At 72.3% G+C, this 17,097-nt stretch carries 8 protein-coding genes; 3 read left to right on the top strand and 5 right to left on the bottom strand.

The window, feature by feature from the left end:
• Positions 1–113 precede the first annotated feature (113 nt).
• Positions 114–2,363 carry a glycogen debranching protein GlgX gene (glgX, locus tag A3IG_RS0110095; protein ID WP_018383441.1) on the bottom strand — a complete coding sequence of 750 codons (2,250 nt, stop codon included), beginning with the start codon at positions 2,361–2,363 and terminating at the stop codon, positions 114–116.
• A gap of 134 nt (positions 2,364–2,497) precedes the next feature.
• Here glgX and A3IG_RS0110090 point away from each other — a divergent pair, with 134 nt between their 5' ends.
• A complete protein-coding gene (locus A3IG_RS0110090; protein WP_018383440.1) occupies positions 2,498–3,739 on the top strand; it encodes a L,D-transpeptidase in 1,242 nt (413 codons plus the stop codon).
• Between the two features lie 133 nt (positions 3,740–3,872).
• Here A3IG_RS0110090 and A3IG_RS0110085 read toward each other — a convergent pair whose 3' ends face one another.
• Together A3IG_RS0110085 and A3IG_RS29225 are read right to left on the bottom strand one after the other, a co-directional pair.
• Complete coding sequence (locus tag A3IG_RS0110085; RefSeq protein ID WP_078500247.1) at positions 3,873–7,694, bottom strand: S8 family peptidase; 3,822 nt, start codon at positions 7,692–7,694, stop codon at positions 3,873–3,875.
• Between the two features lie 193 nt (positions 7,695–7,887).
• Complete coding sequence (locus A3IG_RS29225) at positions 7,888–8,955, bottom strand: helix-turn-helix transcriptional regulator (protein ID WP_018383438.1); 1,068 nt, start codon at positions 8,953–8,955, stop codon at positions 7,888–7,890.
• 540 nt (positions 8,956–9,495) lie between these two features.
• Between A3IG_RS29225 and A3IG_RS0110075 the strand changes: the two genes are divergently transcribed.
• Together A3IG_RS0110075 and A3IG_RS0110070 are read left to right on the top strand one after the other, a co-directional pair.
• Complete coding sequence (locus tag A3IG_RS0110075) at positions 9,496–10,683, top strand: L,D-transpeptidase (protein WP_018383437.1); 1,188 nt, start codon at positions 9,496–9,498, stop codon at positions 10,681–10,683.
• A gap of 528 nt (positions 10,684–11,211) precedes the next feature.
• Complete coding sequence (locus A3IG_RS0110070; protein ID WP_078500259.1) at positions 11,212–12,810, top strand: M4 family metallopeptidase; 1,599 nt, start codon at positions 11,212–11,214, stop codon at positions 12,808–12,810.
• A 79-nt stretch (positions 12,811–12,889) separates the two neighbouring features.
• Here the strand turns inward: A3IG_RS0110070 and glgB are convergent, their stop codons facing one another.
• A complete protein-coding gene (gene glgB, locus A3IG_RS0110065) occupies positions 12,890–15,412 on the bottom strand; it encodes a 1,4-alpha-glucan branching enzyme (protein WP_018383435.1) in 2,523 nt (840 codons plus the stop codon).
• Between the two features lie 57 nt (positions 15,413–15,469).
• The gene (locus tag A3IG_RS0110060) at positions 15,470–16,906 is read right to left on the bottom strand and encodes a maltokinase N-terminal cap-like domain-containing protein (protein WP_018383434.1); all 1,437 of its coding nucleotides are present in this window, start codon (positions 16,904–16,906) and stop codon (positions 15,470–15,472) included.
• Positions 16,907–17,097 lie beyond the last annotated feature (191 nt).

The following is a 17,097-nucleotide window of genomic DNA, read 5'->3' as shown; positions in this document are numbered from 1 at the left end:
GGAGCGCCTCCAGGCGGTCGTTGGTCGGTTGCGCGGCGAGCGTAACGCGTGCCCCACGACCGCCGGCAGGGCCGTCGGTCCAGCCGCGCGGAGGTCCGCCGTCCCCCGGCGTCTCAACACCCGCCGGGGGCGTTCTCACTCCACGCCCGCAGCAGCACCAGGGCGCGGGCACCCACCCGTAGCCGGTCCGCCGCCCGGTGGCGGGTGCGCGGGGGCGCGGACTGGTCCTCGGGGGCGGTGTCCACCTCGACCTCGTAGTGGGTGGCCCAGGGCGGTCCCGGCAGGGTGAACCGCACCGGCCGCGGCCCGGTGTGCCAGACCAGCAGGAAGCTGTCGTCACTGATCGGCTGACCGAGGGGGTCGCGTTCCGGCAGGTCCCGCCCGCACAGGAACATCCCGACCGTCGCGGCCGGCTGGTACCAGTCCGCCTCGGTCATCCGCCGCCCGGCGGGGGTGAACCAGGTCAGGTCGGGCGGACCACCCGGCCGTCTCGGGTGACCGGTGAAGAACGCCGCACGGCGCAGCACCGGGTGCCGGCGGCGGAGCCGGACCAGGCGTGAGGTGAGCTGGTGCAGGGCCCGCCAGGCGGGCTGGTCGCGCAGGGACCAGTCCACCCAGCTCGTCGCGTCGTCGTGGCAGTAGGCGTTGTTGTTGCCGCCCTGGGTGCGTCCCATCTCGTCGCCCGCGGTGACCATCGGCACCCCGGTGGACACCAGCAGGGCGCCCATCAGGTTGCGTGCCTGCCGGTGGCGCAGGGCGTTCACCAACGGGTCGGCGGTCTCCCCCTCGTGGCCGCAGTTCCAGGAGCGGTTGTCGTCGGCGCCGTCCCGGTTGTCCTCGCCGTTGGCCTCGTTGTGCTTGGACCGGTACGAGACCAGGTCCCGCAGGGTGAAGCCGTCGTGGCAGGTGACGAAGTTGACCGAGGCGCAGGGGGAGCGCCCGTCGTGCGCGTACAGGTCGGAGGAGCCGGAGAGTCGGTAGCCGATCTCCCTGAGGTCCTGGTGGGCACCGCGCAGGAAGTCGCGGGCCGCGTCACGGTACCGGTCGTTCCACTCCGACCACGGCGCCGGGAACGCGCCCACCTGGTAGCCGCCGCTGCCCACGTCCCACGGTTCGGCGACCAGCTTGACCCGGCGCAGCACCGGGTCCTGCCAGATCGCCGCGAGGAACGGTGCCCGCATGTCGACCTCGTCCCCGCCGTGGCGACCACCGCGGGCCAGGGCGGCGGCGAGGTCGAACCGGAATCCGTCCACACCCATCTCGGTGACCCAGTGGCGCAGGCTGTCGGTGATCAGGCGCAACGCGGGGGGCTGGCCCGCGTCCACCGTGTTGCCGCACCCGGTGGTGTCGGCGTAGCGGCGGGGGTCGTGCTGGGTGCGGTAGTAGGCGCGGTTGTCGATCCCGCGCAGGAACAGGGTGGGGCCGCGTTCGTTGCCCTCCGCCGTGTGGTTGTAGACCACGTCGAGCAGGACCTCGATGCCGGCGGCGTGCAGGGCCCGCACCATCTCCTTGAACTCCCGGACCTGCTGACCCCGGGTGCCCGCGGAGGCGTAGCCGGCGTGCGGGGCGAAGTAGCCCACGGTGCTGTAGCCCCAGTAGTTGGTCAGCCCCCGGGCCACCAGGTGGCCGTCGGCGACGAACTGCTGGACGGGCAGCAGCTCGACCGCGGTCACCCCGAGGTCGGTCAGGTGCTCGATCACGGCGGGGTGGGCCAGGCCGGCGAAGGTGCCGCGCAGCTCCCGGGGGACCTGCGGGTGGCGCATGGTGAAGCCCCGCACGTGGAGCTCGTAGATCACCGTCTCCGCCCACGGGGTGGCCGGGCGCCGGTCGGCCGACCAGTCGAAGCGGTCGTCCACCACCACGCCCTTGGGGACGTGGGGGGCCGAGTCCCGGTCGTCCCGGACCGTGTCGGCGACCTCGCGGCCCGGCCAGTCGCGGACGTGCCCGTGCACCTCGGCGGGGACCCGGAACTCCCCGTCCACCGCCTGGGCGTACGGGTCGAGGAGGAGCTTGGCCGGGTTCCACCGGGCACCGGCGAAGGGGTCCCAGCGGCCGTGCACCCGGTAGCCGTAGCGCTGCCCGGGACCCACCCCCGGCACGAAGCCGTGCCACACCTGCCGGGTCCGCTCGAGCAGCGGGTGCCTGGTCTCCCGCCCGGCGTCGTCGAACAGGCACAGCTCGACGGCTTCGGCCCCGCCCGCCCACAGGGCGAAGTTGGTGCCCTCCCGTCCGTCGGGCCCGACACCCACGCTCGCCCCCAGTGGCTCGGGCCCGCCGGGCCACACCGCGGGGCCCGGCGTGCGGGCGCGGTCGCGTCCGCCGGTCCCCGCTGCCCGCACCTCCTGCTGACCCGTGTCCGACATCGGCTGTGACCTCCCCGAGCGTGGCGACCCCGCGTCCAGTCCTTCCCGGAACGGGGGTGGATGTCACGTTTCCTTACCCGTGGTGCCGTCGTTGTCCCCGGCGAGAGCCCGGGCCCGGCCGGAAGGAATGACCTGTGGAGGCAGCGCGGGGTGTGTGGCGGGGCGGCGGGCGCGCCGTGACGGGCGGGTTCCTGCTGGCCGTCACGGCCTGCGGCCCTCCCCCCGACCAGGACTCCGAGGACCAGCGGCCCCCTCGGTCGCCGGCCGTGGTGCGGGTGGTCCCGGCCGACGGGGCGCGCGACGTGCGCCCCCTCGGGGTGCTCCGGGTGGAGGCGGGTCCCGGCCGGCTCGTCGGCGTCCGGGTGATCGACGGTCGGGGCCGTGCGGTGGTCGGGCGGCTCAGCCGCGACCAGCGGCTCTGGTTGCCACGGGGGCGGCTCTCCCCCGCCACCACGTACACGGTGGCCGTCGTCGCGGTCAACGCCGAGGGGGAGCGCACCGACCTGCGCTCGAGGTTCACCACCGCGTACCCGGAGGGCGCCCTCGTCGGCCACTTCACCCCGGAGGACGGCTCGGTCGTGGGCGTCGGGATGCCCGTGTCGTTGCGCTTCAACCGGCCGGTCACCCAGCGGGCGACGGTGGAACGGGCCATCCGGGTGAGCGCGGACCCCGCCGTGGAGATCGCCGGGCACTGGTTCGGCGACCAGCGCCTGGACTACCGCCCCCGGGAGTACTGGCTGCCGGGCACCCGGGTCACCCTGCGGCTGCGGCTGGCCGGCGTGGAGGGGGCGCCGGGCTTCTACGGGGTGCAGGACCGCACGGTCCGGTTCACCGTCGGCCGCAGCCAGGTGAGCACGGTGGACGTGGCCCGGCACACCATGACGGTGCGGCGCGACGGCCAGGTGGTGCGGGTGATCCCGATCAGCGCCGGCAGCCCCGACCACCCCACCTACAACGGCCGGATGGTCATCTCCGAGAAGTCCCCGGTCACCCGGATGAACGGTGCGACGGTCGGCTTCGGCGACGCGTACGACATCCCGGACGTGCCCCACGCCATGCGGTTGACCGCGTCCGGCACCTTCCTCCACGGCAACTACTGGGCGGCCCAGGAGGTCTTCGGCAGGGCCAACACCAGTCACGGCTGCATCGGCCTCGCCGACGTCAAGCCGTCCCGGCGCCGGGCCAAGGGCGTGCGGCCGGCCCCGCGGGACACGACGTCAGGTGAGACCCCCGCGGCGTGGTTCTACCGCCAGTCGATGACCGGTGACGTGGTGGAGGTGGTCAACTCGGTGGACCGCACGGTGGCCCCGGACAACGGTCTCAACGGCTGGAACCTGGACTGGGCCGGCTGGCTGCGCGGCGGCGCGCCGCGCTGAGCACCGCCCGGCCCGGCGAGCGGGTACGGGAAACGGCGGTGGGGCGGGCCGGGGGAACCGGCCCGCCCCACCGGGCTGGGGGCGCGGGGTCGGACGGCGGGCCGCGGTCCGACCCGAGCCCGCTGCCGCGGTGTTACCTCAGGCCGTAGGCCTTGACGATGGTCTGCTCGGTGCGGTTGCCGTCACCGTCCCAGACCTCGACCTTGACCGACACGAACTTCTTGTCGGCCCCGGGGTTGCGGTAGGAGGCGCGGAAGGAGTCCCCGTCCACGCGACCGACCTTCACCGGCGTCCAGGTGGCGCCGTCGTCGGTGCTGATCGACACCTTGGCACCGGCCATCGCGGTGGAGCCGGTCCAGCCCTTGGCCCGGGAGGCGTTCACCGTGAAGGAGTAGGGCGATCCCGCCCCCACCTCGTTGAGCAGGTCCGCCTTCATGTCGTAGTCCAGCAGGACCACCGGCAGCGGCTCGCAGTGGGTGGTGCCGGGGAACAGGTCCTGGCAGTAGCCGGTGCTCTCCGTGGTCGGCTGGGCCGAGGTGAAGGTGAACTCGGTGCGCGTCGTCGGGGCGAGCACCAGGCCGGGGACGTCCCTGGGCCGGCTGGTCTCCTGGACGAACCGGTACTGGGCCTTCTCCTTCACCATCAGGTTGCCGGGATCGGTGATCAGTTCGCCGTTGCGGTAGTAGGTCATGCGCTGCGTCCGACCCCAGGCGAGGAAGTGGTCGGGGTCGCTGTCGCCGCCGGGAAGCGCCCCGAGGACCGTGTAGCGCTCGGTGCGGCAGTAGTTGCAGCTGAAGGCGGAGGCGTTGGACGGGTGCATGGGCGTCCCGTACCAGTCCTCCCGGTAGGCCTTGCCCGCCCGGTAGCTGTGGAGGGTGGCCTCGCGCATCTCGCCCATGACGTCCAGGCTCTGCCCGACCGACTGCGTGTAGCGCAGGCCCGGCGCGGTCCGCAGGTACTCGACCCGCTCGTGGCCCAGCTCGCTGATCTCAGCCGCACGGTACGAGGTGATGGGCTGGGCGCCCCAGGAGTTGATGGTGTGGAAGCCGACGCGGTACGTGCCGTCACTGTGCAGCCTGTTGGTGACCTTGGCGATCTCGTCGGCGCGCAGGTTCAGGGTGGGGCCGGCCTGCATGGCGCCGCTGTGGTCCCACTGGCCGGAGTACGCGTACCGGGAGTTCCGCACGCCCTGGAGCGTCACCGTGGTGCGGCCCTTGGCCAGCCGCTCGGCCAGTGCCCGCCCGTCCTGGTAACTGACGGCGACACTGGGGATCTCCCCCCTGACCACGAACTGCTGCGAGGAGTCGTCGTTGGGGACCACGATGACCGCCGCCGCCCCGGCCTCCTTCAGGGAGGCCAGCAGGTAGCCGGCCTCGGTCACCGCGTCCTTGTGCACCACGGCGGCCTTGCCGGTGAGGTCCTTGCCGGCGATCTGCTCGGCGGAGCCGTCACCCACGTCGACGAGGTCGTACTGCTTCTTCCCGGTGAAGCGGAAGCCGTACGGGGACACCTTGGTGTCCAGGGCCAGTTCGTCCGGCCGGGTGACGGTGGCGCGCACCAGCGGCTCCCGCACCCCGTGGAAGAACGTGCCCCGCGCCTCGCCGGTGGCTGGCGCGTCCCAGGGGATGGACCCGTACCGCGTGTCGCTCCAGGTCGCGCCACTGGCGAGGCCGGCGGAGGCCTGCATGCGGTCCTCCCTGACCCGGGTCGCGATGTAGGACAACACGTTGTCCTCCACCGGGCGGTCCAGGCCCTCGACCTCCATGGTGATGTCGCGGGCCTCGCTGGCGTCCACGGTGACGTCGCGGGCCTGGTCACGCACCTCGACCTCGGGGATCTGGAACAGGTCCTGGGCCGCCACGACGGTGGCCTTGCCCTCGCCGGTGGTGGCGAGCGAACCGGCGATGCCGTACTTCCCCGGGGGGACCCGGACCGTCAGGGAGTCCTCGCCCGCCAGCATGCCGGTGTTGAACGAGTCGTTGTCGAGCCCCATCACGAAGAAGACGGCCTGGTACGGGGCCTTGCCGTTGCGTCCCTTGAGGTCGATGGTCAGGTCGTACCGCTCGGTGTCCTGGACGTAGCCGAACGCGGTGTGCGCGGTGGCGCCCGTCGCGGTGGTCGCGGTGATGGTGCCGGTGTACCGCTGGTTCGTGGGCACACCGTTGGGGTCGAGGGTGACCTGCACCTCGACGCTGCCACCGGCCGGGATGGCGACCTCGGTCGCGGAGAGGGTCACCGCGCCCTCGGGGAGGGTGTCGGGAAGGTCGGTGGAGAGGGTCGCGGTGGTGTCGGTCCCGCTGCTGTTGGTGAGGGTCAGGGTGCGGGTGAGCTTCTCAGCGGTGTCCTTCGACCACGGCACCAGGCCGAAGTCCGCGGTGCCGGTCAGCTCCAGCTCCGGGCTGAGGGCGGCGGCGACGTCCACCCGGCCGTTGCCCTGCTCGTACGGGGTGTAGTCCGGCGAGGCAACCGAGTGGCTGGTCAGCGCGGCCTTGATCCGCTCACCGTCCCAGTCGGGGTGCCGCTGGGCGAGGATGGCCGCGGCCCCGGCGACGTGCGGGGTCGCCATGGAGGTGCCGTTCGCCGAGGTGTAGCTCTGGTCCACCGGGGTGCCCATGGCGGTGCCGCTGGCCCGGGCGGCGACGATGCCCACGCCGGGCGCGGTGATGTCCGGCTTGATGGCGAAGTCGTCGAGGCGCGGACCGCGGCTGGAGAAGGACGCCAGCACGTCGGACTTGGTCACCGCGCCGACGGTGAGGGCGGAGTCGGCGATCCCCGGGCTGCCCAGGCTGAACTCGTTCGGGCCGTCGTTGCCGGCCGCGATCACGAACAGGGTGTCGCTCTGGGCGCTGAGCTGGTCCACCGCCTCGGACAGGATGTCGCCGCTGCCGTAGGCCGGTGCGCCCAGGCTCATGCTGACGACGTCGGCGTCCTGGTTGACCGCCCATTCCATGCCGGCGAGGATGCCGGAGGCGTCACCGGTTCCCCCGTTGCTGAGCACCTTGCCGACGAGCAGGTCGGCGGCGGGCGCGACGCCCTTGTACTTGCCGCCGGAGGCCGCCCCGGTGCCGGCGATGGTGGACGCGACGTGGGTGCCGTGTCCGTGCCCGTCGGCCACCTCCTCGCCGGGCACGAAGCTGGCGGACCCGACGATGCGGTCCTTGATGTCGGGGTGGTTGGTGTCGGCGCCGGTGTCCAGGACGGCGACCTTGGTGCCCTTGCCGTCGTAGCCGGCCTCCCACGCCTTGGGCGCGGATATCTGCGGGACGCTCTTGTCCAGGGTCACCCGCACCGGGGCGTCGTACCAGATCTTCGTCACCCGGCTGCTCGACGCCGCGCTCGCGCGGGCCCCGTCCCCCTTGGTGGCAACCGGCTTGGCGGACCGCCAGAAGGACTGCGCCGCGCTCTTCTCGATCCGGACGCCGGCCAGGTCGAGGCGGTCCGTCACCGCGCCGCGCTCGCTGGCGGGCAGGGCGTCCACCCGCTTGTTCAGGGTCGCCCTCGACGGGGCGTCCCCATAGGAGACGATCACCGGGAGCTGGTCGCTCTCGGCGTCGCCGTGGCCGTCCCTGATCAGTTGGGTCACGTTGAACAGACGCCGGTCCAGCGACTGGGCGGCGAGGCCCTCGACGGCGTCGGACGGGATGACGTACACGTCACCGTCGGGATCGGTGAGCGTCTGGAACGTCTTCGCCGTGCCCTTCGCCGGCTGGATGTCCACCGCCTGCTCGCCACCGGCCTGGGTGGTCACCGTGACGACGTCGCCGGTCACCAGCGTGACCTGGGCGGAGCTGGCCGTGGACGGCGACTGGACCACGGGCGTCGTTTCGACGGTGGCCGAGGGCGCGGCCTGGGCGCCGGCGGTACCGGCGAGTCCTGGGAGCGAGGCGCCGACGGCCACTGCTGACCCGACGGCCAGCAGGCGCTTTCTGAACCTTCCGCGCGAGTAACTACGCACGTGTTCTCCTCGTTTCGGGGGGAGTGGGAGACCTGCGCCGATTCCGGGTAGGACGAAACACGCTTTGTCTGTCATGTACGGGAACTTTCGGCGCTCGTTCGGCACGCTACTGCCGGCCGCCACCACTGTTCACGCCCCTGTCGCGGCGCATTCGTGCCAGGGACACGTAAAGGCCAAACCCCTCCCCCGCGCCCTAGCCGTTCGACGTGTCGGGCTCGAGGCGGGTTCTGGCGCCCACCTCCTCCGCGGCACTCCCTCCGGACGGGGGCTGGGAGGGGCCCCGACGGGCCAGCTCGATCCAGTCACGCCGGGCCGCGTACCAGCCGAGCTGCACCCGGGTGGCCACGCCCGCGCGGTCCATCAGGCTCCTGACCCGGCGCAGCACGGTCCTGCGGCCCATCCCGAGCTGGCGGGCGATCACCTCGTCGGTGAGCCCGCTGAGCAGCAGCGTGAGGACCTGCACCTCCACCGGGTCCAGTTCCGCCGCCGCGGCGCTCTCCTCCTCGCCGGGCAGACCGAGCGGCAGCGCCTCGGCCCAGACCCGTTCGAAGAGGTCGATCAGGCCGTCGAGCAGCGAGCTGGTGTGCACCATCACCACGCCGCCCGGCTCCGAGCCGTCACCCCCCGGGGTCGCGAGCACCCCCAACTCCCGGTCCACGATCATCATTTTCAGCGGGAGGCGGGAGGCCACCCTGGCCTCCTCCCCGGCCTCGATGTAGCGGCTGATCAGTGCCAGCCCGCCCGGGCGCTCCACCGACTCCCGGCTGTACACCGACCGGTAGCTCACCCCCGCGGCGAGCTGCTCCCACTCGCGCTCGTTCAGCGGCAGCACGTAGGGCGGGGCGTCGAAGATGAGCACCTCGCGCCGCGCCCTGCGCTGCACCTGGTCGACGAACTGCGGTATGGCGACGCCCGGGGTGTACTGCACCGGCACGCGTTTGACCCGCGGCTCCAGGGCCCTCGACCGGTACTCGTCGGTCAGCCGCGCCATCTTCGCCCTGGCGGCGAGCAACTCCTGCATCCGGCGCAGCAGCAGGACCTCTCCGGCGATGTCCGGGGGTGAGGCGATCACCGTCGGTGTCTCGCGCCCCTCGAGGGTGACCAGGCCCTGGTCCGCCAGCACGTGCAGCGCCTGGTCGATCCGCCCGGGTTCCAGCCCGAGCAGTGCGGGCAGCCGCTCCACCTCGCAGGAACCGAAGCGCACCAGCTCGGTGTAGATGTGCGTCTCCTCGCCGGTGAGTCCCAGAGCGTCGAGCGTCACGTTCTCCCCCTCCCCCTCGGAGCCCGGCGGGTGGCCGATACCAACCGTGCGGAACTCTGCAATGCGGACATCGACCCGTGCTTGCGGCAGATCCTGATTATTTATGGACTACACCTCGGACCTTTGGCCAGAACTTTGCGGTCGGAGGTGATCATCTCTGCTTGCCGGCCCCCGGCACGTCCGACTCCCCGAGCGACCGGAACGCCGGGACGGGACCCCGCGGCGGCGGAAGCGCGCCCACCGCCCCCCACCCGCCCGCGGGACGCTCGTTCTGGGACCGAACAGTGACAAATGAGAGGCCGATATCGGTCATCCGGTGTGGTTATCTAATCGGTGCCGGGCGCACAGGGGGTCTCAACGCGGCTGCGTCCGAACTGGGGATCAGCGTGATGTCGGCCGGCGACTGGGGGCGCCCGTTGGCGTTCCCTCCGGAGGGCCGCGAGGGGAGACAGGGTGAAGCCGATACAGGCGGGGTGGTCGCGAACCGGCCGGAGAGGCGGTCGGAGGCGGCAGGGCCTGGCGGCCCTGGGTCTCGCCGCGATGTTGCTGCTGGTCCCCGCGTGCGGGGGCGACGACGACGGCGGCGGCGGCAAGGACGGCGGCGACCAGAAGAGCAACAGCGTCGGCTCGGACAAGGTCAAGGAGCGTGACACCGCCGCCTCCAAGGCCGTGGTGACCGTCGCCCCGGAGAACAACGCCGACGACGTGGCCACCAACGGCGTGCTCAAGGTGACCGCGCAGAAGGGCAAGCTCACCAGCGTCAAGGTCACCGACGACAAGGGCGGCGAGGTCCCGGGGGAGATATCCAAGGACGGCATGAGCTGGGAGCCGTCCGAGCACCTGGGCACGGGGACCAAGTACGTGGTGGACGCCGTCGCCGAGGACTCCGAGGGCCGTGAGTCCGCCAAGCACTCCACCTTCACCACCGTGGTCCCGAAGGACACCTTCATCGGCTACTTCACCCCGGAGAACGGCCAGACGGTCGGGGCCGGCATGGAGGTGTCACTCAACTTCAACCAGCCGATCACCAACCGGGCCGAGGTGGAGGAGGCCGTCCAGGTCACCGCCAACCCGTCGGTCCCGGTGGAGGGTCACTGGTTCGGCAACCAGCGGTTGGACTTCCGTCCGGAGAAGTACTGGGCCGCCGGGACCAAGGTGACGCTCAAGCTGCGGCTGAAGGGCGTCGAGGGCGCCGACGGCATCTACGGCACCCAGTCCAAGGACGTCAGCTTCACCGTCGGCCGCAACCAGGTGAGCGTGGTCGACGCCACCAAGAAGACGATGACGGTCACCCGGGACGGCAAGCTGCTGAAGACCATCCCGATCACCGCCGGCGCACCCGCCACCACCACCTACAACGGCAAGATGGTGATCACCGAGAAGCTCCAGGTGACCCGGATGGACGGGGCCACCGTCGGCTTCGGTGGCGAGTACGACATCAAGGACGTGCCGCACGCCATGCGGCTGACCACCTCCGGGACGTTCATCCACGGCAACTACTGGAAGGCGAAGTCCATCTTCGGCTCGGAGAACGTCAGCCACGGCTGTGTCGGCCTGTTCGACCGGAGGGGCGGCTCGGACCCGACCACCGACGCCTCCTGGTTCTTCAACAACTCGCTGATCGGCGACGTGGTCGAGGTGGTCAACTCCGAGGACAAGATCGTGTCCCCGGACAACGGCCTCAACGGCTGGAACATGTCGTGGGCGGAGTGGACCGCCGAGCAGTAGGCCCCCCGCACCGCCGCGTCCCGGCCCGGTCCCGCAACCCGCGGGGCCGGGCCGGCGCTTCGGCCCACGCGGGGCGCACACGGCCGTCCCGATGGTTACCCGCCATGCCGCACCCGCCCGTGGAGGCTCGCACGCTCGGGCGGGTGGGGTCGGGACCTGCGAAGAAGCACCCGCGGGGGCCTGCTGCAGGGCGGGGGCAGGGACGAGACCCCGCCAAAAAGTTGACGCGCCCCTGACAGAACGGCGGATGGCGTGGCACTCTTACCTCGCTCGTCCGGCGCGGCGGCACCACCGCTCGCCGCCGCACGACGCTCGCACTCACCGCCCCCTGCCCCGGCCTCCTCCCCTCCCCGAGGGTCCCCGCCCGGCAGGTGGCGCTCGCTCTGTCCGGTCGGCACAACCCCGTCGACCGGTTCCTCATACGGCCGTCACCACGCGGCCGGTGCAGAAGGAGCTGAGTCACCAGTGACACGTTCCTCGCGTTCCAGCAAGGCAGTCACCACCGGCGCCCTGGTGGCCGTCGGCACCATGCTCGCCGTGGGCCTCTCCTCCGGGCCCGCCGGCGCCAACGCCGACCCGTCCGCCAGCCAGAAGGTGATCGAACAGGCCAGGTCCGGCAAGATGCCGGTCAAGCTCTCCCCCACCGAGCGCGGTGCGCTGTTGCAGGCCGCGGCCAACGCCCGGGCCGAGACCGCGGCCGCGATCGGCCTCGGCTCACAGGAGAGGCTGCTGCCCACCGAGGTCATCAAGGACCAGGACGGCAGCGTCCACACCCGGTACGAACGGACCTTCGCCGGGCTGCCCGTGCTGGGCGGCGACCTCACCGTGCACCAGGGCGCAGACGGCGACATCGCCAGCACCACCTGGGCGACCAGGGCCACCATCACGGTGCCCTCCACCCAGGCCACGGTGCCCGCCAGCCGCGCCTCGGCCGCCGCCGTCGCCAAGGCCAAGGCCGACGACGTCACCAAGGCCGCGATCACCGGCACCCCCCGCCTGGTCGTCTGGGCCGGTTCCGGCACCCCGACCCTCGCCTGGGAGAGCGTCGTGGGAGGCCTGCAGCACGACGGCACCCCGAACGAGCTGCACGTGATCAGTGACGCCCGCACCGGCGCGGAGCTGTACTCCTACCAGGCCGTCATGAACGGCACCGGCAACAGCATGTACAGCGGCACGGTCACCATCGGCACGTCCGGCAGCTACCAGATGAACGACACCAGCCGCGGCGGGCACAAGACCTACAACCTCAACGGTGGCACCAGCGGCACCGGCACGCTGTTCACCGACGCCGACGACGTCTGGGGCAACGGCACCTACACCGACCCGCAGACCGCCGGCGTGGACGCCCACTACGGCGCCCAGCTCACCTGGGACTACTACAAGACCGTGCACGGCCGCAACGGCATCCGCAACGACGGGGTCGGCGCCTACTCCCGCACCCACTACTACACCAACTACGTCAACGCGTTCTGGCAGGACAGTTGCTTCTGCATGACCTACGGCGACGGCCAGAACAACCGCAAGCCGCTCACCTCGATCGACGTCGCGGCCCACGAGATGACCCACGGCGTCACCTCGAACACCGCCAGGCTCGTCTACTCCGGCGAGTCCGGCGGACTCAACGAGGGCACCAGCGACATCTTCGCCGCCGCGGTGGAGTTCTGGGCGAACAACCCCTCGGACAAGGGCGACTACCTGGTCGGCGAGAAGATCGACATCTACGGCACCGGCAAGCCGCTGCGGTACATGGACCAGCCGTCCAAGGACGGCTCGTCCAAGGACTACTGGTACTCCGGGATCGGCAACATCGACGTACACTACTCGTCCGGTGTGGCCAACCACTTCTTCTACCTGCTGTCCGAGGGCAGCGGCACCAAGACGGTCAACGGCGTCACCTACAACAGCCCGACCTACGACGGGCTGCCGGTGCCGGGCATCGGCCGGCAGAACGCCGAGAAGATCTGGTACCTCGCCCTGACCAAGTACATGCAGTCCACCACCAACTACGCGGGTGCCCGCAAGGCGACCCTGGACGCCGCCACCGAGCTGTTCGGCCTCGGCAGCGCCACGTACAACACCGTCGCCAACACCTGGGCCGCCGTGAACGTCGGGAGCAGGGTGTCCTGACGCCCCCGCGGAGGGGTCCCGGGCCCGGGACCCGAACCGACCTCGGGACCACCGCGCCGGCGCGGTGGTCCCGCTGGTCTCACCCCGGGGACAGCCACACCGTGGCTAGCGGCGGCACGGTCAGGCTGATGCTGGCCGGCCGGCCGTGTGCCGGCAGTGCCGCGGTGACCAGGGGCTCCGGGTTGGTGACCCCACTGCCCCCGTACACCAGTCGGTCGGTGTTGAGCACCTCGCGCCACCTGCCCGGGGTGTCCCCCGGCTGGTCGGGGACGCCGATCCGGTAGTCGTGGCGCACCACCGGGGAGAAGTTGCTCAGGCACAGCAGCGGGGGGCCGTCCCCGGCGCGGCGGACGAACGAGAAGGTGTTGTCCTCGGCGGCGTCCGCGTCGATCCAGGCGAACCCCTCGGGTGAGGAGTCAAGGGCCCACAGCGCCGGGTTCGCCCGGTAGAGCCGGTTCAGCTCCCGGACCAGGTCACGCACGCCCCGGTGGTCGGCCTCGGCACCGTAGTCGGGGTCGAGCAGCCACCAGTCGGGTCCGCGGTCGTGGGACCACTCCCCGCCCTGGGCGAACTCCTGGCCCATGAAGAGCAGCTTCTTGCCCGGGTGGGCCCACATGAAGCCCAGGTAGGCGCGGGCGGTGGCGCGCCGCTGCCACCAGTCGCCCGGAGCCTTGCTGACCAGCGCCCGCTTGCCGTGCACCACCTCGTCGTGCGAGATCGGCAGGCAGTAGTTCTCCGAGTAGGCGTACACCATGGAGAAGGTCATCTCGTGGTGGTGGTGCCTGCGGTGCACCGGGTCCCTGGACAGGTACTGCAGGGAGTCGTGCATCCAGCCCATGTTCCACTTCAGTCCGAAGCCGAGCCCGCCGAGGCCGTTGCTCCCGGTGTGGTGGGTGGCCCGGGTCACGCCGTCCCAGGCGGTGGACTCCTCGGCGATGGTGACCACTCCGGGGCAGCGCCGGTAGACGGTCGCGTTGGTCTCCTGGAGGAACGCCACCGCGTCCAGGTTCTCCCGGCCCCCGTGCGCGTTCGGCCGCCACTGGCCGTACGGCCGCGAGTAGTCCAGGTAGAGCATCGAGGCCACCGCGTCCACCCGCAGGCCGTCGATGTGGAACTCCTCGCACCAGTAGACGGCGTTGGCGACCAGGAAGTTGCGGACCTCGTTGCGGCCGTGGTCGAACACCAGGGTGCCCCAGTCCGGGTGCTCGGCCACGACCGGGTCCTGGTGCTCGTACAGGCGGGTGCCGTCGAAGTGGGCCAACGCCCAGTCGTCCTTGGGGAAGTGCGCCGGGACCCAGTCCATGATCACGCCGATCCCGGCCTGGTGCAGCCGGTCCACCAGGTACCGGAAGTCGTCGGGGCCGCCCAGCCGGGCCGTCGGCGCGTAGTACGACGACACCTGGTACCCCCAGGAGCCTCCGAACGGGTGCTCGGCGATCGGCATCAGCTCCACGTGGGTGAACCCCAGGTCCGCCACGTAGTCCGGGAGCTGCTCGGCGAGCTGCCGGTAGGTCAGCCCGGGCCGCCAGGACGGCAGGTGCACCTCGTACACCGAGAACGGCGAGGCGTGCGCCGGTCGCTCCGCGCGGCGGCGCATCCACTCCTGGTCGGACCAGACGTGCATGGACGCGGTCACCACCGACGCCGTCGCCGGAGGGCACTCGGTGGCCCGGGCCATCGGGTCGGCCCTGAGCGAGCGGGTCCCGTCGGGGCCGATGACCTCGTACTTGTAGCGGGTGCCCGGGCCGAGACCCGGGACGAACAGCTCCCACACCCCGGACGCGCCAAGGGAGCGCATGGCGTGTCCCGTGCCGTTCCAGTGGTTGAAGTCCCCGGCCAGCCGCACCCCGCGGGCGTTGGGGGCCCACACGGTGAACCGGGTGCCGGTGACCTGGTCAACAGTGGTGACGTGCGCCCCGAGGGCCTCCCAGAGCCGCTCGTGCCGGCCCTCACTGATCAGGTGGAGATCGAGTTCGCCCAGGGTGGGCAGGAAGCGGTAGGGGTCCCCCAGCGTGTGCTCCTGGCCGTCGTAGGTGACCAGCAGGTGGTAGTCGGGGACCTCGGGCAACGGGAGTTGGGCGGTGAACAGGCCGTCGCGCTGTTCGACCAGGTCCACCCGGAGCCCGGGGGCCGCCAGGCAGACCGCCTGCGCGTACGGGCGCAGGACGCGGATCGCGAGGCCGCCCCGGACGTGGTGGGCTCCGAGCAGGGCGTGCGGGTCGTGGTGGCGGCCGTCCAGCAGGGCGTCCAGTTCGTCGTCGGCCAGCGGCGCGGCGGCGGGACGCTTGAGCCGGGTCCGCGCCGCCGGTCGGCGCGGGGCGGGCGGGTTGGGACGGGACGCGGGACGCGGGGCCGGGCGGGCGGGGGGCGGTGCGGCGGCCTGGCCCGACCCGGCGGGACCCGGCCCCGGGTGGCCGCCGGACCAGGCGGCGCCGCGCAGGGCCGGGGGAACGGCGGGACCCGGGGAGACGGCGGGACCCGGGGAGACGGCGGGCCCCGGGGAGACGGCGGTGCCTGGGGCGGGCCCCGCCGGACGGCGGCGGGTGTCGCCGGGCGACGGCGTGCGGGCGACGGGTGGATCGGTTGGCTGGCGCGGGGTCACTTCGCACACTCCTCGGTGGCTGGGGACTGCTGTCGCGGACCGCGGCGGGCGCGCGGCTCAGGAGGACGGGGTGGCCAGGCGGTGGACGGCCGACATCGGGATCGGCAGCCAGGAAGGACGGTGCCTGGCCTCGTACAGCACCTCGTACACCGCCTTGTCGGTCTCGAACGCCCGCAGCAGCACGTCCTCGGTGTGGGGGTCCTGGTCACCGACGGCCGCGTACCCGGCGCAGAACGCCGACCGGTTGTGCTCCGCCCAGACGTCGGCGTGCGCCCCGGCGCCGTGGTGCCGGGCCGCGTAGTCGAACGAGCGCAGCATGGCGGCGACGTCCCGGACCGCGGGCTGTGGACGGCGGCGTTCCTCCAGCGGGCGTGCCGGCTCGCCCTCGAAGTCCAGCAGCACCCAGCCCTCGGGGGTCCGCAGCGCCTGGCCGAGGTGCAGGTCGCCGTGGATGCGCTGGGCGGTGAGCACCCGGCCCCGGCGGCCGAGGTCGGCGAGGTCGGCGAAGGCGGAGCGCAGGGCCGAACGGTAGGGGGTGAGCGCGGGCACCGCCGCGGCGGCGGCGTCCAGCCGCTGGGCCATCTCACCGGCGAGCTGGTCGATCAACGGAGCGTCCAGGGTCACCCGGGGCAGGGTCCTGGCCAGCACCGTGTGCACCTCCGCGGTGGCCGCGCCGAGCAGGAACGACTCCGCGGTGAAGTCCTGGGCCGGAACCGAGGAAAGGGCCAGTTCCCAACCGTCGGCGGCGCCGGGCAGGTAGCGCTGGAGGAGCCCCAGGGTGGCCACCGGTCCCGCGGGCCCCACGGCACCGGGCCAGGGGGTGTCGAACCAGGCGAGCGGGGTGGGCACCCGCGCGCTGCCGGCCTCGGCGAGCGCGAGCGACAGCTCGAGGTCCGGGTTGGTGCCGGCGCTGATCCGGCGGAAGACCTTCAGGATCAGCGCGTCGCCGTAGACCACCGAGGTGTTGGACTGCTCGGCGGTGCCGACCCTGGCGGGCAGGTGGGTGGGGACGTCGGCGCCCGGGCGCCGGTGGAATCGCAGGGCGTCCACGGGTCCGCCCCGGCTCAGCAGGGTCAACAGCAGCGCGGCGAGCTGGGGGTCGTGCAGCGCGTCGAGGACGACGAGGCCGTCGTGCCGACCGCCCTCGATCCGGCCCAGCAGGGAGTCGGCGAGCACGGCCGGGGCCTGCGCCCGGGTGCCGAGCAGCATCTGGTAGCAGTCACCGTCCGCGGCTGCCCCGGCCGGTCCCGGTTGTTCCACCCGTAGCAGCAGGTGCAGCAGCCCGGGACCGCCGCCCCGGGGGTCGGCGAGTTCGGTGGCCGCCAGCACGCCGAGCCCGGTGATGGGCCGGCCCTTTCCGGCGAACCACCGTTGCCGCGGCAGCCAGCGGGTCACCAGGGGGAGGACGGCGTCCAGCAGGTCGGTGCCCGGTGCGCCGGTGGGCGAGGACCGCGGCCGCGGTGTCACCGCGCGGGTGGAGGAGATGTCCGACATGACGTCCTTTCCCCGGGGCCTCTCGGTGGCCGGGAGTCTCCCGGAAGACGACGGTGACTGTCCGGCGGTGGGCCCCGTGTCGCGTGAGGATCGTCCGTGCAGGGGGTGCAACTGGCCTAGGGCCTGTCTGATAAATCCCGCCTGGGTCGTGACGCCTGGCACGCACGCTCGCTGCGTTGTCGGGATCGTCC

Source organism: Wenjunlia vitaminophila DSM 41686, assembly GCF_000380165.1.
Lineage (GTDB): Bacteria > Actinomycetota > Actinomycetes > Streptomycetales > Streptomycetaceae > Wenjunlia > Wenjunlia vitaminophila.
The sequence above is the reverse complement of the archived record's forward strand: the minus strand, read 5'-3'. Positions and strand labels throughout refer to the sequence as shown.

Coding starts and splice junctions, on each gene's coding strand:
- glgX (WP_018383441.1), bottom strand. CDS start 2,363: ATGTCGGACACGGGTCAGCAGGAGGTGCGGGCAGCGGGGACCGGCGGA.
- A3IG_RS0110075 (WP_018383437.1), top strand. CDS start 9,496: ATGTTGCTGCTGGTCCCCGCGTGCGGGGGCGACGACGACGGCGGCGGC.
- A3IG_RS0110070 (WP_078500259.1), top strand. CDS start 11,212: ATGCTCGCCGTGGGCCTCTCCTCCGGGCCCGCCGGCGCCAACGCCGAC.
- A3IG_RS0110060 (WP_018383434.1), bottom strand. CDS start 16,906: ATGTCGGACATCTCCTCCACCCGCGCGGTGACACCGCGGCCGCGGTCC.